The sequence below is a fragment of the Capnocytophaga sputigena genome, from assembly GCF_900446695.1.
GTDB classification, from domain to species: Bacteria; Bacteroidota; Bacteroidia; order Flavobacteriales; family Flavobacteriaceae; genus Capnocytophaga; species Capnocytophaga sputigena.
Genome location: NZ_UAVP01000008.1, coordinates 368,850 through 390,146, shown reverse-complemented (window position 1 = coordinate 390,146; position 21,297 = coordinate 368,850). Strand labels below are relative to the sequence as shown.

Here is a 21,297-nt window from a genome sequence, read left to right as displayed (position 1 = left end):
ATGAAAAAACGCCTTTTCCTCCTCGATGCTTATGCCCTTATTTTCAGGGGCTACTACGCCTTTATCAAGAACCCGCGCATCAATTCCAAAGGATTGAACACTTCGGCGATTCTTGGCTTTATGAACTCCCTTTTCGAGGTGATTAAAAAAGAAAAACCCGACCACCTTGCGGTCGCTTTCGACAAGGGGGGGAGCGTAGCTCGCACCGAACTCTTTGCCGACTATAAAGCCAATCGCGAGGAAACTCCCGAAGCGATTCGTTTGGCTATCCCCTATATCCACGAAATACTCAAGGCTTTGCACATCCCTATCATCGAAAAAGAGGGCTACGAAGCCGATGATATCATCGGGACACTCTCTAAACAAGCCGAAGCTCAAGATTACCAAGTGTATATGGTAACCCCCGATAAAGATTATGCCCAGCTGGTGAGCGATAATATCTTTATGTACCGACCTGCGCGCTCGGGCAACGATATCGAAATATGGGGCGTGAAAGAAGTACAAGAGAAATTTGAAGTGCAAAACCCTTTGCAAGTGATTGATTTCCTTGGTATGATGGGCGATGCCGTCGATAATATCCCTGGGCTGCCTGGGGTAGGCGAGAAGACTGCCAAAAAGCTACTCGCCGATTTTGGCTCTATGGAGAACCTCCTCGCTAATACCGATAAACTAAAAGGCAAACTCCGCGAAAATATAGAAAATAACAAGGAAAAAGGCATACTCTCCAAACAATTGGCAACTATTATGCTCGATGTGCCGGTAACTTTTGATGAAGCCGATTTCGCAATGTCTCAACCCGATTTTGAAGCGGTGGGCAAGATTTTCGATGAGTTAGAATTCCGTCAGTTGCTACAAAATTTCCTAAAAACCTACCAGCCAGAAGCTGTGGTACAAGCTCCCCCTAAGGCTGCTTCAGGGCAGTTAGATTTATTCTCACAAGGCGACCTCTTTGCGCAACCGCAATTGGTGAGCGATAAGAAAAACAGCAGCAATACGCCTCACTTCTACCAATTAGCCGATACCCCAATGGCACAACAACTCTTGTTGCAAAGCCTATTGCAGCAAACCGAAGTGTGTTTTGATACCGAAACTACTAATGTGGACGCCCTCGAAGCTGAATTAGTGGGAATTTCCTTCTGCTGGGCAGCTCATAAAGGTCATTATTTGCCTTTTCCTAAGGAAAAAGAAGCAGCTACTAAGCTCATAGAGCAATTCCGTCCGTTTTTTGAGAATGAACAGATAGCCAAAGTAGGTCAGAATTTGAAATACGACCTCAAAGTATTGCAAAACTACGGTGTTGAGGTACAGGGCGCACTCTTCGATACGATGATAGCCCATTACCTCCTAAATCCTGATATGCGTCACAATATGGATATCCTCAGCGAAACCTACCTAAATTATACACCTATTGCTATCGAGAGCCTTATTGGCAAAGGAAAAGCCCAACGCTCTATGCGTACCGTGCCTATCGATGAGGTAAAGGAATACGCTGTGGAAGATGCCGATGTTACTTGGCAACTCAAAAATGTATTCCAAAGCCAAATGCCCCAAGTAAATGCCCAAAAAATCTATACCGATTTAGAAGCACCTCTCATCAAAGTATTGGCAGCTATGGAACGCGAAGGGGTAAACCTCGATGTGGATTTTTTAAAAGAATACTCTAAAACCTTAGATGCCGATATTGCTCAACTCGAAACAGCTATAGCCCAGCAGGCAGGCGAGACTTTCAATTTGGCATCGCCTAAACAACTCGGCGACATTCTCTTTGAAAAACTGAAGATTGACAGCAAACCGAAAAAGACGAAAACCGGTCAGTATGCCACTTCCGAAGAGGTTTTAGCGCCTTTTGCAGCCAAACACAAAATCGTAGCCGATATATTGGAATGGCGACAAGTGCAGAAACTCAAATCTACTTATGTAGATGCACTACCGTTAGAGGTGAACAAAAGTACGGGTCGCGTACATACTACCTATATGCAAACAGTAGCCGCTACAGGGCGACTCAGTAGCAACAATCCTAATTTGCAGAATATACCTATTCGCACCCCTCGTGGGCAGCAGGTGCGCAAGGCGTTCATCGCTCGCAATCCCGATTATGTGCTCCTCTCTGCCGACTATTCGCAAATCGAACTCCGCATCATCGCTGCCCTCAGCGAAGAACACAATATGATTGAGTCTTTCTTGCACGGCGAAGATATTCACCGCGCCACAGCAGCCAAGGTGTTTAATGTTCCTTTGGAAGAGGTAACTCGCGAGCAACGTAGCCACGCCAAAACCGTGAATTTTGGGATTATCTATGGCGTATCGGCATTTGGACTATCCGCACAAACCGACCTCTCTCGCTCCGAAAGCAAAGAACTGATAGATACCTATTACGCTACCTATCCTAACTTGCGCAACTATATCAATAGACAAATAGAGTTTGCTCGCGAGCACGGCTATGTAGAAACCATTTTAGGCAGACGTCGTTACCTACCCGATATTCATTCGCATAACCAAGTAGTGCGTGGAGGTGCCGAGCGCAACGCCGTGAACGCCCCTATACAAGGCTCAGCCGCCGATATTATAAAAATTGCAATGATACGTATACACAACCAATTGCAAGCCCAAAAACTCCAAACCCGTATGCTCCTCCAAGTACACGATGAGTTAGTGTTTGATGTGCCTAAAACTGAATTAGAACTTGTAAAGCCCCTCATCAAAGATGCGATGGAAAACGCCTTTACCCTTGCCGTGCCCCTCGTCGCCGATTTAGGCGTAGGTAACAATTGGCTCGACGCGCATTAGCTTTTATAGTATGTTATGTATGTAGGGGCGTTTTGCAAACGCCCTTAAAGAAAAAAAATTCGGATAACTTCTTTAAAATTAAACGTTATCCCCTTGTCAATTGTTAATTCTCAATTTATGTACAAAACCCTTCCTAAAAAACGCTATCAAAAAACCTTGAGTATTCTCAAACAATATGCTCCTCAGGGCAGTACAATCCTCGATATAGGGGTAGAAAATCCTTTTTCAACTATTATGAAAGAGGAAGGCTATACGGTGCTTAATACTACTGGTCAGGATTTAGATTTTGAGACAAATACGCTTCAAAACTTTCAAGCCGATTTCACTACCGCTTTAGAGATTTTGGAACACTTGGTAAACCCTTTGGCTGTGTTGCAAAATATCCCTACAGATAAAATATTGATTACCGTGCCTTTGCGACTTTGGTTTGCCAAAGCCTATCGCAATACTGCCGACCCCCGCGACTGTCATTACCACGAGTTTGAAGATTGGCAATTAGATATGCTGGTAGAAAAAGCAGGATTTCGGATTGTATATAGAGAAAAATGGACGCACCCCGTGAAGAAGTTAGGCTTGCGTCCGCTGTTGCGGTATTTCACTAATAGATATTATGCCGTAGTAGCCGAGAGAATTAACAAATAGAAAATTAGCAGATTAACAAAATTATAAAATGACGAAAAAAACCTCAATAGTAAGTATTATCCCACTACTCATATTCGTAGCTATATTTTTGGGCAGTGGTATTTATTTTGATAATTTCTATTCATTGCCAGCGCCTATTATTGCGCTTTTTGCAGTGGTAGTAGCTTTGCTTATCTACCGCGCACCTCTCAACCAAAAGATAGCCCTTTTCTTTAGAGGGGCAGGTAATAGCAATGTGTTGCAGATGTGTGTGATAGCCCTTTTGGCAGGCGCTTTTGCTTCGGTAGCCAAAGCCTCTGGTAGTATCGATAGCATAGTGAATATGGGTATGTACTACATTTCACCCGAATACTTTCCCGTGGGGATTTTTGTAATTGCTTCTTTCCTCTCGTTTGCAACAGGCACCTCGGTAGGTACCATTATGACCCTTTCGCCTATTGTCTTCAATTTAGCTCTCGAAAGTCATTCTAATACCGCCCTTATAGGGGCTGCGTTGCTTTGTGGTGCGATGTTTGGCGACAACTTGTCCCTCATTTCCGATACTACTATCGCCGCCACCCAGTCGTTAGGCTGCAAGATGAGTGATAAGATGAAAACCAATGCTCAAATAGCACTTCCCGTTGCGCTGCTATCGGCGGTAATTCTCTTTTTTATTGGCAACCCTGGTGCTACCACCTTCACTCATAGCGAAGCCTATCACACCTTCAATCCCTTGCTCATTTTGCCTTATGTGGCAGTTGTGGTCATTTCGCTTTTTGGAGTAAATGTGTTTGTGTCACTGTTCTTGGGAGTTGTGTTCTCAGGCGTTATGGGACTTGTGTATGGTAAGTTCTCTTTCTTAGACCTCACTCAGCACACTTATAAAGGCTTTATGGATATGGCTGACATCTTCTTCCTCTACTTTATCATTGGCGGATTAGCCTTTTTAGTAGAGCGTTTTGGCGGCATTCAGTTCCTGATGAATCTCGTTGCCAAACGCATCAAGAGTGGAGCTTCAGCCTTGCTGGGAATGGGCTTTTTAGTAACTGTTGCCGATGTGTGCGTAGCGAATAATACGGTGGCAATTCTCATTGTTTCTAAAATAAGTAAGCGTATAGCCGAGCAATTCCAAATACCCCTCCGCAATGCGGCTTCAGTATTAGATATCTTCTCGTGTTATGCGCAAGGTCTCATTCCTTATGGAGCACAAGTAATCGCCCTATACCAATTTGCCCATACGATGGACTATTTATCTTTGGTAGGGTACTCAGTCTATCTCCACCTATTACTCATTGCTACTTTAGTGTATATTCAAGTAAGGGGTAAAAAATAAATTCAAACTTTGCCAAAGTCCTTAACGCAGCGCGTTACGGTCTTTGACAAAGTGAAATTGACCGGAATTAATTTGTTTGCATAGTATTTCTGGGGTGCGTTTTGCAAACGCCCTCAAAAAACTTTTTTTGAATTACTTGTGGATTTTCCTTACAATGCTGCTAAAGAAAGAGTTTCTTCAGGGGATTTCCATTGAGGTTTTTGTACAGCTTCAATATCCGATGTGTCGTAACCTGCAAACGTTTTAAGGTAGTGTTGCAAGGTAACGCCGTTGCCATCAGCAAAGTTGTATCCCCCTTGATGTTTGAAGAATTTCTTCACAGAACTCTCGCCAGCCAAGTGAGCGGCTGCCAATATCCCCGATTCAGTAATGTGAATCCCGTTGATAGTTTTGCCTACGTATTTTTTAATTTCTTTGCGCAAAAACCATTTAGTGCGCTGTAAGCTCAACACAAACACTTGTTCTTGTTGTTCAGGAGAGTTGAGGAATTGTTGGGTATCAGTTACGCCATAGAAGCGAAGGGCGCGTTTCCCAAATTGATATTTTCCCATATAGCCAAAACGGTTTACAATAGTGTAATTACCGCGTGACTCGCGATAGGCTAAGGCTTCTTTAAATCCAATAAACGATTTTCCTGTGTGGAGAGTAAAAGAAGTAGGGAGTAGTTCGCTATTTGCAGTTGCATCTGCTGGCGTAGCGGTAGCCATTTGAGGTACATCAACTACAAAAGTGGGTGGAATTGTGATTACTTTTGTTTCTTCATCTTTGATGGTAAAGCCTAAGAAGGCAAAGACCATTACTGCAAAAAAATACCTCTTTTTAACTAATTTCATAAATTTTGTTTTCTTTAAGACTGATGGTTTTTCACAAGGAAAAAAGCCTGCTTAAAATTATTTCGGCGGCAAAAGTACAAAAATTATGCCAAGTACCAAAAATTAGTAACAGTTTTTTGAAATCCACCTTATCTTATAAATCATTTCCTTATTTGTTCATTTGCTAATTTCCTAATTATCGCTATCTTTGCACTTTGTAACATCGGCTTGAAGTTTCGGCTTCTGTCTAAAAACTTAATTTACAATGAAAAAGATATACGCTTTATGTGTCCTTTTTCTCGCTTTAGCCTGTAAAAAAGACAATGATGAAACCCCTCTGTTAAGCAGTGAAAAGAATATACTTTCGTTCACCTTTACTGTAGAAGGTACTACTTATAGCAGTACCATTAGTAATACCACCATCACTGCCCAATTGCCCGAAGATACCAATCTTACCTCCCTTACCCCCACCATTACCTTCTCTAAGGGGGCTACCGTAACGCCTAATAGCGGTATAGCTCAAGATTTCTCCAAAGAAGTAAGTTATACCGTAACTGCCGAAGATAAAAGCACTAAAGTCTACAAAGTGCTCGTAACTACCGAAAAAACACCACAGCCTAATGTGCCTATTGAAATTGGACACGTCCCTAATGAATATACCACCAACAAAGCAGGAGGCGAGGTCGTTTATTTTGATGTCAATACCTTGCCCGTCAAAAAAGAGCAGATAAAAGTAGACCTTGTTAAACGTCGCCCTCCATTTGATGTTTACACCCTTAGAGTACAGAAAATCGATAAAAAAGAAAGACGTGTATATGTAGTATTGCCCGACTCTTATAAAAATGGTCAATACTACTTTAAGGCAACTTTTGATAAAGAAGAAGTAGAAAGTGGCGATTTCACCTTAGATAGCGGTGAGATAGTACTGAATGTGTTAGATGTTATTAGGTTCGAACCTGTTACTTCCTTAGCAACTACCGAATTGCAAACCTTTAAAACGGTGGTATATGCTAATACTGAAGCCTTGAAAAAATATACTTATTATTTGAGAAAAGGCACTCACGACTATCAACTTACAGTGAGTGACATCTCCAATTATAACCTCGAATTTAAGATGTTCAATACACCTACGGGAGCATTTAGCGGAGGTAACGACTTTAAGTTTGTAGTAAAAGGTGGTGCTAAAGAACAAGTACTTCCTTTTGTGAATAGTGAAAAGCAACCTATAACAATAGAACCCGTTCGTATACCCGTAATCAAAACACTTTCTAAAACGACACTCAAGGCAGGTGATGAACTCACTGTAACAGGAGAGTATTTTGCTTATATCGGTATGAACTTTGATAGAAATTATAGATTTTGCACTTTGCTTTTGATGCAAGGTAATGAAGTGAAAGCAACACTTTATCCTTCGTTTAAAACACCTACTGAGGCTGCTTTTAAAGTAGAAAATGAGGTTCCTGCAGGCAAGTACAAGGTTGTACTCTCCTCTCAAATACAGCTGAAATCAGAGCCTTTTAGCCAAGAGGTTACTATTCAAAAATAAAACATAGTAAACACTCACTCTTGCAACTTTTCTCCTTTTGGAGGTTCGGGGCAATAACCAAAAGTAAAAGGAAATTAAATCCCATTTTTCTCAGAGCCTTTCAGAGTTTTTCCAACCCTCTATCAACAAATCGATAAATTAACTATATGAAACCCATTGAACGAGCGGCACGTCTATTTGCCGACATTAACGAACTGCTGATTTCCAGTGGTGCCAATACCCGTAGGGTAGAACGCAATGTAGAACGCATTTCTAATGCCCTTAACTACCATTGCGAAAATTTCTATTCACACGCTGCTATCGTGCTTACTGTGCAGGATAAGGCTACAGGCGAAAAGGAAACTATCGTCCGTACAATCCCTCATCACGGTGTGAACTTTAGTGCTATTTCCGATATTAGTATCCTCTCTTGGGAAGCTATTGAAAAGAAACTCCCTATCGAAGAAATTGAAGAACAAGTAGCAACTATTAAAGCCAAACCTCACTACAATATGTATGTAATGTGGTTCTTCGTATCGGTAGCAGGAGGTTCATTAGCCTATGTGTTTGGTAAAGAAAACGCTAGTTATACCGAGTTTGGAATGTCGTTTATAGCAACGCTATTAGGTTTGGCAGGACGTCGTATTCTGCAGTTGCGCAAGTTCAATGTGTATATCTGTTGGGGGTGGGCTGCTTTTGTGTCGGTAGCCGTGATGAGTATCTTCCGTTTGGCGGGAGTAGAGCAGTACCACAATGCCTTGGCGGCTTGTGTGTTGTGGTTGGTACCTGGAGTGCCTCTTATCAACGGATTTATCGATATGCTCTCTGGTTGTATTGTAGCAGGGATAGCCAAACTCACTCACGCTGCTATCTTGGTTTTTATGATTTCATTAGGTTTTTATTTAGCTTTACTATTATTTGGTTATGAACTTCTTTGATGTATTTTTAGGATTAGCCGAACGCATCTTTTGGTCGATGTGGATATCTATTGGCTTTGCGTTATTGTTCAACACTCCTCGCCGTGCTTTGTGGATTACAGGGGTGTTAGGCGGTATAGGTTGGGGGATTAAGTTTATACTTTTAGGTACTATAATGCCCGAGCAAATTGTGATTACCTCCTTTTTAGGAGCTTGTGCTGTAGGACTCTTGGCGGTCTATTTCGCTCACCGAGTGCACACGCCTCCCATCGTGTTCACAATTCCTGCCGTTATCAATATGATTCCTGGTAAATACGGCTATGAGTTTATGATGAAAATCATCCAAATAGTAACCGTTGAAACCCGTCAGGATGAAACTCTCGACCTGCTTTATCAAACTTTTAAACTCGGTTTGCAAACAGGCTTTATTACTATGTGTTTAGCCTTTGGAGTGATTACCCCTATGTTACTCTTCAATACCTATTCAGTAAAAGGGAAAGACCTCAATGATTTTATCAAACGCCGCTTGATGCGCAAAAAAACAAAAGCCGAATTAGAAGGAAAAATAGAAGAAAATGAACCCGTATAACATTAATTGTTAATTGTGTAACGTGTTAATTATTAATTGTTAATTGAATAAATATGCCCGAATTTTCACCTATTGATTTTCAGAGTCTGATAAAAGATTGGATTAAAGGACTCTTCAACTATGCCCCTACAATAATTGGGGCTATTGCTCTCTATTTTATAGGGCGATACATCATTCGTTTTATTGTAAAATTGATAAAAAAAATGATGGAACGCCGTGAGGTAGACCTCGCTTTGCAAAATTTCCTTTTGCAGGTAGTGCGTTGGATACTTCATATTGCCCTCTTCCTCACCATAGTACAGGTGATTGGTTTGCCAGCTACCCAGTTTATCGCTATTATTACCAGTGGTTTTGTAGCAATAGGTTTGGCATTACAAGGGTCGTTATCTAACTTTGCCAGCGGTATAATGATAATCATTTTCAAGCCTTTCCGTGTAGGCGATGTTATTGAGGCGAGTAATTCAAAAGGTACCGTGAAAAATATAGGTCTCTTTGCTACTACCCTCAACAAAGCCAATAATGAGCAGGCAATAATCCCTAACACCCAGCTCTTTAGTAATAGTATTATCAACTACAGCAAGGAGGAAAAACGCCGCGTATATGTACTTGTAGGTATAGGCTATAGTTCTAATATTCAGAAAGCCCGTGAAGTGCTCTTGCAAATTGCCAAAGAGGAAGTCAAAGCCCTTCCTGAGCCTGATCCTGTGGTTTATGTAGAGGAGTTAGCCGATAGCTCTGTAAACCTTTCATTGCGCTATTGGTGTCTTACCCCCGATTATTGGGAGTGCTATTTCCGCACAGTCGAAACCATCAAAAATCGCTTCGATGCTGCGGGTATAGAAATCCCATTCCCACAAGTACAAGTGCATCAATAAAGTAAAAAATGAGAATTCTAATCTCGGAGATTCTTCAAAGTTTCTCCGAGATTCTTTTCCTAGTCTCTCTAATAATCAAACTAAAATGAAAAATACCACTTTTTTGATCCTCCTGCTTACACTAATCGCCTGTTCCAAAAGCGATGACGACAGTGTGAATGTACCTGAGTCCGACTACCAACTCAGTCCCAATGGCTTAACCTTAGTGAAATGGCTCAATCCCCTTACCGCTGGGGTCAATATGCAAGCTGATAGCCGTTTGCGTGAGGTGAATACTATTGCCGAAAAAGCCTTTAAAGGTTGTAGCCGACTGCAATCGGTCGTTTTTTCTAATAACCTCAAAGAAATAGCTACCGAAGCCTTTGCTGGAACCGACCTCCGCACTTCAGTAGTCTTCAATTCTTATTCTGATGTAGTGTTGGGTGAAAGAGTTTTTAGCAATACCCGTATTACTTCAATAACACTTCCTAAAACCAAAGAGTTGTCGGCAGAGATTTTTGCAAATTGTACTGCTTTGAAAAATGTTACTTTTGCAAAGACAGGCAAAATTGGCAAAGGGGCTTTTAAAGGCTGTACAGCTATTGAACAAATAGACCTCTCTCAAGCCGAAGCTATTGCCATAGGTACAGAGGCTTTTGCCGGCTGTAAACGCCTCAAAAGGGTGGTTCTCTCGGTAACAATGAACCTCAAACCTATAGGCGACAAGGCTTTTGCTAATTGTACGTCCTTAGAGAATCTCACCGTACTTGCGCTTTATCCCCCTTATTTTGAAGGCAATCCTTTTCAAGGCATCCCTTACCCCACAGTATATGTGCCTGCCACCCCCGATGATTTGATTGATATATACAAAAGAGATTCCCAATGGAAAGCTTTAGCCGATAAAATCCATAAGTTATAACTAAAGCCTTAAAATAACGTTACTTATTCATTGCTAATTGATTTTTATTGCATACATTTGCAACAAAATTATAGAAACTATGGAAGCAGAACTTATAAATGATATCCTAACTGAAGATACACTTCTTTTTGAACAACAAAAAGAAGCTAAAAGATATAGCATACAAAAAGGATTAGAGGAAGATAAAGCAGGACTACATATCCCTCAAGAAGAAGTAGAACGTGAAATGGATGCGATATTATGGTCGTAGTTTGGACTCCTAAAGCAAAGGAGGAACTGAAAGAAATTCTTATCTATTGGAAAAAAAGAACTAAAAGTAATGCTTATTCAGTTAAACTAAACGCTGAAGCACAAAAAGTAGCTAAGTCTCTTATTAGAGATCCATATATTTGGCCTATAGAAGAAGATTATGAAGATGTTCGCTCTGTTTTAGTATTTTACAATTACTCTATTTTCTATAGAGTAGAGGATAATATCATTCGTATTCTTTCTTTTTGGGACAATCGTAGAAATCCGGATAGTTTAGATTTATTTGATTTTTAAAAATGAAACCCCTCATCCTTTTTACTCTTGTCTTTATCACTTTGGCAAGTTGTTCTAAGAGCGATGATAATTCTTCAGTCTCTTATCGCTCTACCCCCGATTACGACATCTCAATCGATGGTCGTACACTCATCAAATGGAAAAACCCTAATACTACCGAGTTGGATATGCAAGCCGATAGCGAGTTAAGGCGCGTCAATACTATTGCTAAAGAGGCTTTTAAAGAACATCAAAATCTACAATCGATTACTTTCCCTAACAACCTCAAAGAAATAGAAGAAAGTGCTTTTGAAGAAGCTAGCCTCAGTGGTACTGTTACTTTTAATACCAATGCTACAGTAGTTTTTGGCGATAAAGCCTTTTTCAAAACCAAAATCAGAAAACTCTCCCTTCCCAATATAAAACGACTGCCTTATAGCGTGTTATCAATGTCTTATAATCTCGAAGAATTACACTTCAATAAAGTAGAAGTATTAGGATTTGGTGCTATTGGGTGGAATTATCTAAAAGAAATCAACTTGGAAAATACAGGCATTACCGAAATAGAAACTGTGGGCATTTCGGGTTGTACGGAGTTAGAGAATGTCATTCTCCCCGCTACAATCAAAGTTATAGGATACGACGCTTTTTGGTATTGCCAACATCTTAAAACAGTTACTATCAATGCCGTAACCCCACCTACTTTAGTGAATTATCCTTTCAAAGATACTAATTTACAAAAGGTATATGTGCCCAAAACTTCAGTAGAAAAATACAAAGCTGCGCCTTTTTGGAAAGAGTTTGCTGCTAAAATTCAAGCAAAACCATAATAATTAACATCAGTTTAATATAACAAACTATTGATTTACAGCTTTATACCATAATATATTCACAAAAAAAAATTCACCGTCAGGTGAAAATTCGTGAGATAATAAAAAAATAAAGACTTTTATGCTCCCAATTTCGTGAAAATTCGTGTTCACATACCCAGCTGTGCCAACTCGCTGTCTTTGTGGGAGATTAAAAATATTTTACTGATTTTTAAATAATCACTTACGCTGAACCCACATTAATTAGCAAATCACCAAATTTCAAGACTATATGAAACATTTTTTGACTTTTATCGCTTTTTTTAGCATCGTAACAATCGGTTTTTCACAGGCAGCTATAGGGGTACGTTTTTCTTATCCTTTTACTATGGTACAAAGTATGCGACCAGTTACTACCAATGTGCCTTCTTCATCTGTGAGTTTCGGTAAATTTAGAAATTATTTGAATGTGGGAGGTTTTATTAGGATTCCTCTACCAGAAAGATTTACTTTGCAAATTGAAGGAATGTTCAGTATTGCCGAAGTAGATTTCGATGGCGTTTATCAAGGACAATCTTTTTATTCGGGCTATCGTTTTGTACATTTTGATATGCCTTTATTATTACAATATGAAGGCAAACAGCCTATTAGAGGTTTTGTGCAAACAGGTTTTTCACCTAAATTTTATTTATGGCGCGAGAATGGTTCGGATAGAACTTATGATATTTCATTTGCTAATAGCCGTCGTTTTAAGAAGAGCTTACTGATGTGGCATATAGGCGCAGGTATACTCATTGAGCGCAAACATTGGATTTTCACTCTAGATCAACGGTTTTCTATGAGTGTATTCAACGTGTCAGAACATAACAACAAGGAGCTTTTAAATCTCAGTAAAGCGAGGTTTTACCTTTTTAGCACTTCTTCAGGAGTAGCGTATAAGTTTTAAATTTGTACATCACTTTCCACTGGTTATTTTTCATTTGTAATTGTAAATTGAAATTTATTTTAACTATCTTTGCGACCTATAACCTAATTGTTAATTGTTAACTATCAATTGTTAATTGAAAATTATGAACTTTACCACAGCACGTGAGCACCTTAAAAATGTGCTCCTTCCTACACCTCTTATCTATAGTCCTATCTTCAGTGAAGAATCAGGAAACAACATCTACATCAAGCCCGAAAATCTCCAAAAAACAGGAGCTTTCAAAATTCGTGGCGCTTATAACAAAATGCTCAAACTCACCGAAGCGGAAAAACAACGCGGAGTGATTGCTTCTTCGGCGGGTAATCACGCTCAAGGAGTTGCCTATGCTGCCCGCGAGTTGGGTATCAAAGCGGTGATTGTAATGCCTAAAACTACACCTCTTATCAAAGTACAATCTACTAAAAAATACGGTGCTGAGGTGGTGCTCTACGGCGATGTATACGACGATGCTTATCAGAAAGCCAAAGAGTTAGAAGAAAAAGAAGGTTATGTGTTTGTCCATCCTTTCAACGACCCCGATGTGCTTGAAGGACAAGGTACTATTGCCCTCGAAATCCTTGAACAATTGCCTCAAACCGATGTGATAGTCGTGCCTATAGGTGGTGGCGGACTCATCTCGGGTATTGCTTGTGCCGCTAAACAAATTAAACCCGATATAAAAATTGTAGGGGTAGAGCCCTCAGGAGCTGCCTCGGCTACCGAAGCGCTTAAGAAAAATAAACTCGTTACTCTGCCCGAAGCCAATACCATTGCCGATGGTACTGCCGTAAAACGCATAGGGGAACTCAATTTTGAGTATATCAAAAAATATGTAGACGAGGTAGTAACCGTAGACGACTACGAACTCACCGAGGCCTTCTTACTACTGGCTGAAAAACATAAAATTATAGCTGAAAACTCAGGGGTATTGCCTTTGGCTGCCCTTAAAAAACTCACCGACCGCAATAAGAATGTCGTGCCCGTAGTGAGTGGCGGTAATATCGATGTGCTGATGATTTCTTCAATGATAAACAAAGGATTGGTGAGTCGTGATCGTATTTTTAACTTCTCAGTAAGCATCCCCGACCGTCCTGGGGAACTTGCTAAAATCACTCATATCATCGCCGAAGTAGGTGCAAATATTGTGAAACTCGCTCACAATCAGTTTAAGAACCTTTCTCGTTTCCGCGATAAGGAGGTGCTCATCACAGTCGAAACCAATGGCACCGACCATATCCAGCAGTTAGTGCAAACATTTGAAAAAAGAGGGTATAAAGTAAAGAGAGAATAGGGTAGTTAGAGGGGATAGTGTGTTAAAAAAATATTAAAGCGTGATATTTATATAATACTGTAAAATATTTTTTCTACTTTTGCCCGCTAAAATCACTAATTATACCTCAATGTTATCACAAACGTATAGACAATTACAATCACTATTAGTATTATTTACACTTTTATTTTCCTTTGCAAAACTCAGTGCTCGAACTTGCGATGAGAATATATGCAAGGCGTTGGAGCAAACTCGTGTAACCACCTTTTCGAAAGTAACGCAAGCCGCTCCTGGTAATGAAACACTGAACTTCCAAGCAACTAACAACTCACTCAATTGTATCCCAACAGGTCAGTTGCGTTTCCAAATACAAAATGCTCAAGCAGGTAAGACTTATGTAGTAGAGCTTGTTGAGATGCCAGCAACCTATACCGGTACGCGTACCTTTACCGTTACAGAAAGCGACAAAGAGGGAGCTGTAAGTTTTGTAAAACTTACAGGCTATAATATGCCAGCAGGTAGTTACAAAGCGCGTTTGATTAGTAGTAATACCTCTGTACCTGTGCCTGTTACCATACATACATTACAACGTGATTTCCCTACACCTAATAGAAATACGAATGATTTTGGTAGAGATCAACCCTATAGAAGCATTTTAGATGCTTCGGGTAATAAAGACTGCAACTATTTAGATATTCGTTATGATGGGAGAAATACAAATTCGCCATTGTACAAATATTTTAACACGCCAGAGCTTTTGGCTCTGTATGAGTATACGGCTTATTCTGATTATGATTTACAACACATTTATGGTGGGGATAAGAATAACCCTAATATTCAATGGCGCCCTGTATTCTCAGTGCCTGCGGGGAAAACAGTTGCTAATAATGTAAAGATGGTTTATTACGATTTGGGGGCTCACCACCGCACTTATAAAGATCTACAAACAGACCCTACTAAACGTCCAAATTTCTATTTCCGTATCAAAGGACATAATAATTGTAATAATCAGGCAGATCCTATGCTTATAGGGGATATGCGTTTTATGGGGGCAAATGTAAATTTTGAAGGTACTTGTACAGCTCCTAAAATGTCTGTAAAACTATTCAATCCTATGTTTTGCGATCCTGCCACTTATGTAGTAAAAGAAAAAGCTACAGGGATACAGGTGGCTACAGGCTCTATCAAACAAGATGAGACTAAGGATTTATCCGTCTTGAATGGTGGCGTGCCTTTTGATAAAAGTAAAGAGTATGAAATCGTTTTAACTTCTGTAGATGGTCAGGTAATTACAAAAACAGGAAGTTTTGATGATTATTACAATTCACGAATACCTCAGGCAGGATTTACCATTGCTACAAGGTGTTTTGGAAGCCCTAATAATACGAAGGGGTATATAGAGATGATTTTCAGAGAGATGAAATCTCAGAATATATATTCTGTCAATGGTTATAAAGTAACTTTGGAAAGTGCTCCAGCAGGTTATACAGAAGAACCAGGAAAACTGAAGATAGGAGAAACAGTTACTATCACTTATAGAAATCCTAATTCAAGTATTAATAATATTTTAGCAGTCCCTTATCAAGATGACCGTAATAAGAACTTTACCCTTCCTGAAGGGATCTACAAAATAAAGTTAGAAGACCCTTGTGGAAAAGTCATTTATTTGCGTAATACGAGAAACCCTATTGCAAATGATAAATTTCAACTCACTTATCCTACAGATTATCAAGAAAAACCATTGACACCTGAAACAAGAACTGAATGTGCAAGGGTGAATGTGTATCCTTTCAAAGGAAATCCAGCCATGGATTGGTTGAAAGCAGGAAATAGAAATAGGAATATTTATGTGTATCTTTACAAGCGTCCTAATGGTATCAATGCAGGAGATGTAACGGTAAGTAGTGGTCTTAGTAGACAAATAGGAGGAACTGTTTATATCAAAGCAGTGTATGACCCTAATAATCCTGCCTCTGCCGACCAGTATTTCTCCTTGCCGAGAAACCAAAATTCTGAAGGTAGCTATACCTTTGTGTATGGAGGAAAGGTAGATGCTATCAGTAGTTCGGAAAATGATGTAGTGGATTATATATCAAGCAATGGCACCAATGGTTGTGTACGCACTTTCACTATCAGTGTAGATGATGTGCTTCTCAACTTCGATAGAAATGGCTATATAGGCTACAAATGTGAAGATAATACCGGTAAAATTGTCGTGAAAGCTATCAATGGTATTGGCGGTTCAGGTACTTATCAATACGATTTGTACAATGTGAAAAATGGCACACTTATCGAGACCCAAACAGCTGCTAAAGGAAGTACTGTTACCTTTACCAACTTAGGAACTTTCACCCCTGGACAAAATAGTCGTTGGGTGAAAATCACCGATTCAGCTTGTGCTTCCGATCCTGTTTGGAAAGAATTGCCTATCACGCCACTCAACAACCCACAATTGGTGTTGGCTACACCATTACAAACGGCTTATTGCAAAGGAGAGACAGTAACTATTACCTTGCATTCGTTGGGAGCAACTGCTTATCAATGGACGTTCCCTAACGGAAATGTGCTAACTACTACCATCCCTCAGTTGGTAATACCATCAATTGATGCACAACACGCAGGTACTTACCAAGTGGTAGCACAAGGACTCACCTGCGCTGCTAATACAGTAACTTTCAACTATAATGTAAGAATTTTAGAAAAACCAGCTAACGGAAAAACCTATACTTTCTGTGCTGCTGCTACAGTAGCCGAATTAAAAGCCAAAGTAGCAACTGATACCGCTACTGTAAGAGTTTATAAAAATGGTACTTTGGTAACCAATAACAATGAAACGCTTACCACTACTGATGCTTATACTGTAAGTCGTTTCAATGCTACTTGCGAAACAGATAAAGTAGCTGTAACAGTTACCATCAGCAATACTGTAAGTTTAACAGTACCAGCAACCTTAACGGTAACTTGTACAGCTGCCAATATCGATACGACAGTAAACAACTGGCTTGGTCAGGCTACAGTTACCGATACTTGTGGTATAGCAACGCTTACTCACGATTTTGCAGCTGTAAAACCAATGAACTGGTGCAACACATCAGTAGTAACAGTAACCTTTGTAGGAAAAGACCCTCAAGGAAATACAGTAACTAAAACAAGTGTCATCAAAGTAAATAGTACGCCAATAGTTGCCAAAGCCGATACTTACACCATAACCAATGGTACTAGCACCACTACTACCACTGGAACGGTATTAGACAACGACAAACTCGGCACTAAAACGCCAACCACTACCGATGTCATTCTTACAGTGGTAACCACTACCACTGATGTAGTAGGCGCTACTAAAACACCTACTTTAAACAACGATGGTACTGTTACTGTACCTTCGGGAACTAAATCGGGTACTTACGAGATAGTGTATAACATCTGTGAGCGTTTGAACCCTAACAATTGTGCAACCGCCACAGCCACTGTAAAAGTAGGCAGTACGCCAATAGTTGCTAAAGCCGATACTTACACAGTAACCAATGGTACTAGCACCACTACTACCACTGGAACGGTATTAGACAACGATAAATTGGGTACTAAAACGCCAATCACTACCGATGTAATTCTTACGGTAGTAACCACTACCACTGATGTAGTAAGAGCGACTAAAACGCCTACATTAAACAACGATGGTACTGTTACTGTACCTTCGGGAACTAAATCGGGTACTTACGAGATAGTGTATAGCATCTGCGAGCGTTTGAACCCTGACAACTGTGCAGCCGCCACAGCGACTGTAAAAGTAGGCAGTACGCCAATTGTTGCTAAAGCTGATACTTACACTATAACCAATGGTACTAGCACCACTACTACCACTGGAATGGTATTAGACAATGATAAATTGGGTACTAAAACGCCAACTACTATCGATGTGATTCTCACCGTAGTAACCACCACTACTGATGTAGTAGGAGCGACTAAAACACCTACATTAAACAACGATGGTACTATTACTGTACCTTCGGGAACTAAATCGGGTACTTATGAGATAGTGTATAGCATCTGTGAGCGTTTGAACCCTAACAATTGTGCAACTGCCACAGCGACTGTAAAAGTAGGCAGTACGCCAATAGTTGCCAAAGCTGATATTTACACCGTAACCAATGGTACTAGCACGACAACTACCACTGGAATGGTATTAGACAATGATAAATTGGGCACTAAAACGCCAACCACTACCGATGTGATTCTCAACGTAGTAACCACCACTACTGATGTAGTAGGCGCTACTAAAACGCCTACATTAAACAACGATGGTACTGTTACTGTACCTTCGGGTACTAAATCGGGTACTTATGAGATAGTGTATAGCATCTGTGAGCGTTTGAACCCTGATAACTGCGCTACCGCTACTGCGACTGTAAAAGTAGGCAGTACACCAATTGTTGCCAAAGCTGATATTTACACTGTAACCAATGGTACTAGCACCACTACTACCACTGGAACGGTATTAGACAATGATAAACTCGGCACTAAAACGCCAACTACTACCGATGTAATCCTTACGGTAGTAACCACAACCACTGATGTAGTAGGCGCTACTAAAACACCTACATTAAACAACGATGGTACTATTACTGTACCTTCGGGTACTAAATCGGGTACTTATGAGATAGTGTATAGCATTTGTGAGCGTTTGAACCCTAACAATTGTACAACCGCTACCGCCACTGTAAAAGTAGGCAGTACACCAATAGTTGCCAAAGCTGATACTTACACCATAACCAATGGTACTAGCACCACTACTACCACTGGAACGGTATTAGACAACGACAAACTCGGCACTAAAACGCCAACCACTACCGATGTAATCCTTACGGTAGTAACCACCACCACTGATGTAGTAGGCGCTACTAAAACACCTACACTCAACAACGATGGTACTGTTACTGTACCTTCGGGAACTAAATCGGGTACTTATGAGATATTGTATAGCATCTGTGAGCGTTTGAACCCTAACAACTGTGCAACCGCTACCGCCACTGTAAAAGTAGGCAGTACACCAATTGTTGCGAAAGTGGATACTTATACTATAACCAATGGTACTAACACCACTACTACCACTGGAACGGTATTAGACAACGACAAACTCGGCACTAAAACGCCAACCACTACCGATGTAATCCTTACGGTAGTAACCACAACCACTGATGTAGTAGGAGCGACTAAAACGCCAACATTAAACAACGATGGTACTGTTACTGTACCTTCGGGAACTAAATCGGGTACTTACGAGATAGTATACAGCATCTGCGAGCGTTTGAACCCTGACAACTGTGCAACAGCTACTGCGACTGTAAAAGTAGGCAGTACGCCAATAGTTGCTAAAGCTGATACTTATACAATAACCAATGGTACTAGCACCACAACAACTATAGGTACAGTATTAGACAACGACAAACTCGGCACTAAAACGCCAACCACCACCGATGTGATTCTTACCGTAGTAACCACCACCACCGATGTAGTAGGCGCAACTAAAACGCCTACATTAAACAACGATGGTACTATTACTGTACCTTCGGGAACTAAATCAGGTACTTACGAGATAGTGTATAGTATCTGTGAGCGTTTGAACCCTGATAACTGTGCAACCGCTACCGCCACTGTAAAAGTGTTTGTTCCTACTGTGGCAACACCAACAACTATCGAAGCAGTAAACGATGGTGTAACCACCATCACCAGCACAGCGGGTGGCACTACACCAAGTGTATTGACTAATGATAAGTTGAATGGCGTTCCAAATCCAAGTATCAGTTCAGTAACACTCACTTGGAACACAGCAACTCCTACAGGCTTCACCTTGAACCCTAACGGAACTATCAGTGTAGCACCAAACACCCCTGCGGGTACCCATACAATAAGCTATACGATATGCGCGGTAGCAAGTCCTACGGTATGTAGCACGGCGAGCATCGTAGTAACGATAAGTGGTACGACTACAAGCACTACCCCAGTGTTGCCGATAGCAGTAGACGATCGTTCTACAACCGCTATCAACACGCCAGTAGTGGTGAATGTATTGGGCAACGATACCCCTAACGGAGCAACCACTCCTAATGTGGTAACAAACCCTGCCAACGGTACAGTAGTTGTAAACCTCGACGGCTCTATCGAATATCGTCCTAACACAGGATTTGAAGGCATAGATACCTTTGTGTATGAACTTTGCAACACCGATGGTTGCGCTTCAGCAACGGTTACTATTGAGGTAGTGAATAAGCTCGTGCCTTACAATGGTATGTCGGTAGATGGCGATGGCAAAAATGATTATTTCCATATTGGAGGAATCGAGCGTTATCCTAACAATGTGGTACGTATCTACAACCGTTGGGGCGTGAAAGTCTTTGAGACAGAAGGTTATGACAACGTTACCCGCGTGTTTAGAGGTATCTCTAACGGACGTGTGACTGTTGAGCAAGCCGAAAAACTCCCACAAGGTACGTACTATTATGTAATTGAATATTACGATAGTAATAACAATAAAGAATCTTTAGTAGGTTGGTTATATCTCAAGAAATAACCCTAAGGATAAAGCACAAAAAAGGCTGTTCAGCATCCCGCTGAATAGCCTTTTTTAATTTTCATTTCTTACGCTTCACTTCAAATAAAACTCTTTTGTAAGTGCTTTATATGCTTCGGTATATACCCCTCGTTCTTTTTCAATAGTAAGGATATCAATGGGGTAGGAGGCTTGAGGGGCGCGAGCAAAGAGCATCATACTGCGTTTGAGTTCGCTTTGTGCATTGCCGCGTGTATGAGTGATTTGTTGAGGAAAAAGCCCGAAAGTAGCTGCCAAAGTAATAAAACCTTCACTTTCGGTATATGGGAGAATGACGCTAAACTTCCCTTCAATGGCTAACAAACGATTCACACCCTCTAAGAGTTGTTTAGGAGGCAACGCATCGCTAAAACGGGCGGTGTTGCGTGCTTTTTCAGGAGTTTTATAATCGGTAGGGTAGAAAGGAGGGTTAGAGATAATCAAGTCGTAAGGCTCATCCATTTCAGTAAAAAACTCTTCAAAAGATGCGTGATAACAAAAAAGTCGGTCGCCCCACGGACTTGCTTCAAAATTTTCAGTGCATTCTATATAGGCGTGTTCATCTATTTCCACAGCATCTATGGTAAGGGCATCACAGCGCTGAGCGAGCATTAGGGCGAGTAAGCCCGTACCAGCCCCAATATCCAAAATACTTTGAGGTTGTTCAAGAGGAGTCCACGCGCCGAGAAGTACGCTATCAGTGCCTATTTTCATTGCAGTTTGCTCCTGCTTTACACTAAATTGTTTAAATTGAAAGCTCATAGTTGCTAGGTGTTAGGTTTCAGG

The 21,297-nt window shown here is 40.7% G+C and carries 15 protein-coding genes and 1 pseudogene; 14 read left to right on the top strand and 2 right to left on the bottom strand.

The window, feature by feature from the left end; genetic code table 11:
* The 3 genes from polA to DR017_RS08215 all read left to right on the top strand — a co-directional run bounded on the left by polA (window position 1) and on the right by DR017_RS08215 (window position 4,741).
* Window positions 1-2,787 carry a DNA polymerase I gene (gene polA, locus DR017_RS08225; RefSeq protein WP_002680408.1) on the top strand — a complete coding sequence of 929 codons (2,787 nt, stop codon included), beginning with the start codon at window positions 1-3 and terminating at the stop codon, window positions 2,785-2,787.
* Window positions 2,788-2,904: 117 nt separating this feature from the next.
* Window positions 2,905-3,429 carry a class I SAM-dependent methyltransferase gene (locus DR017_RS08220; protein ID WP_002680296.1) on the top strand — a complete coding sequence of 175 codons (525 nt, stop codon included), beginning with the start codon at window positions 2,905-2,907 and terminating at the stop codon, window positions 3,427-3,429.
* A gap of 28 nt (window positions 3,430-3,457) precedes the next feature.
* Entirely contained in the window at window positions 3,458-4,741 is a 1,284-nt protein-coding gene (locus DR017_RS08215; protein WP_002680317.1) for a Na+/H+ antiporter NhaC family protein, read from the top strand.
* A gap of 149 nt (window positions 4,742-4,890) precedes the next feature.
* Here DR017_RS08215 and DR017_RS08210 read toward each other — a convergent pair whose 3' ends face one another.
* A complete protein-coding gene (locus tag DR017_RS08210) occupies window positions 4,891-5,574 on the bottom strand; it encodes a hypothetical protein (RefSeq protein WP_002680250.1) in 684 nt (227 codons plus the stop codon).
* A gap of 244 nt (window positions 5,575-5,818) precedes the next feature.
* Here DR017_RS08210 and DR017_RS08205 point away from each other — a divergent pair.
* From DR017_RS08205 to DR017_RS14355, 11 genes and pseudogenes are all read left to right on the top strand, one after another.
* Window positions 5,819-7,096: pseudogene (locus DR017_RS08205) on the top strand (SGBP N-terminal domain-containing protein); the annotation flags it as partial.
* Between the two features lie 149 nt (window positions 7,097-7,245).
* Window positions 7,246-8,016: a threonine/serine exporter family protein gene (locus tag DR017_RS08200; protein ID WP_002680279.1), complete on the top strand. Its 771-nt coding sequence runs from the start codon at window positions 7,246-7,248 to the stop codon at window positions 8,014-8,016.
* On the top strand, window positions 8,003-8,584 hold the full coding sequence (locus tag DR017_RS08195; RefSeq protein ID WP_002680272.1) for a threonine/serine exporter family protein: 582 nt from the start codon (window positions 8,003-8,005) through the stop codon (window positions 8,582-8,584). The genes DR017_RS08200 and DR017_RS08195 overlap by 14 nt, the downstream gene beginning before the upstream one ends.
* A gap of 53 nt (window positions 8,585-8,637) precedes the next feature.
* Entirely contained in the window at window positions 8,638-9,459 is an 822-nt protein-coding gene (locus tag DR017_RS08190; RefSeq protein WP_002680401.1) for a mechanosensitive ion channel family protein, read from the top strand.
* Window positions 9,460-9,544: 85 nt separating this feature from the next.
* Entirely contained in the window at window positions 9,545-10,357 is an 813-nt protein-coding gene (locus tag DR017_RS08185; protein WP_002680311.1) for a leucine-rich repeat domain-containing protein, read from the top strand.
* 79 nt (window positions 10,358-10,436) lie between these two features.
* On the top strand, window positions 10,437-10,607 hold the full coding sequence (locus DR017_RS08180; protein ID WP_002680379.1) for a hypothetical protein: 171 nt from the start codon (window positions 10,437-10,439) through the stop codon (window positions 10,605-10,607).
* The gene (locus DR017_RS08175; protein ID WP_002680339.1) at window positions 10,598-10,900 is read left to right on the top strand and encodes a type II toxin-antitoxin system RelE/ParE family toxin; all 303 of its coding nucleotides are present in this window, start codon (window positions 10,598-10,600) and stop codon (window positions 10,898-10,900) included. The genes DR017_RS08180 and DR017_RS08175 overlap by 10 nt, the downstream gene beginning before the upstream one ends.
* A gap of 2 nt (window positions 10,901-10,902) precedes the next feature.
* Window positions 10,903-11,709: a leucine-rich repeat domain-containing protein gene (locus DR017_RS08170; protein WP_002680377.1), complete on the top strand. Its 807-nt coding sequence runs from the start codon at window positions 10,903-10,905 to the stop codon at window positions 11,707-11,709.
* 271 nt (window positions 11,710-11,980) lie between these two features.
* Window positions 11,981-12,634 (top strand): porin family protein, encoded by a 654-nt coding sequence (locus DR017_RS08165; protein WP_040361441.1) that lies wholly within the window; start codon window positions 11,981-11,983, stop codon window positions 12,632-12,634.
* Between the two features lie 124 nt (window positions 12,635-12,758).
* On the top strand, window positions 12,759-13,946 hold the full coding sequence (gene ilvA, locus DR017_RS08160; protein WP_002680270.1) for a threonine ammonia-lyase: 1,188 nt from the start codon (window positions 12,759-12,761) through the stop codon (window positions 13,944-13,946).
* 109 nt (window positions 13,947-14,055) lie between these two features.
* Window positions 14,056-20,493 carry a T9SS type B sorting domain-containing protein gene (locus DR017_RS14355; RefSeq protein ID WP_232755720.1) on the top strand — a complete coding sequence of 2,146 codons (6,438 nt, stop codon included), beginning with the start codon at window positions 14,056-14,058 and terminating at the stop codon, window positions 20,491-20,493.
* Between the two features lie 75 nt (window positions 20,494-20,568).
* Here DR017_RS14355 and DR017_RS08150 read toward each other — a convergent pair whose 3' ends face one another.
* A complete protein-coding gene (locus DR017_RS08150) occupies window positions 20,569-21,273 on the bottom strand; it encodes a tRNA1(Val) (adenine(37)-N6)-methyltransferase (RefSeq protein ID WP_002677890.1) in 705 nt (234 codons plus the stop codon).
* Window positions 21,274-21,297: the final 24 nt, after the last annotated feature.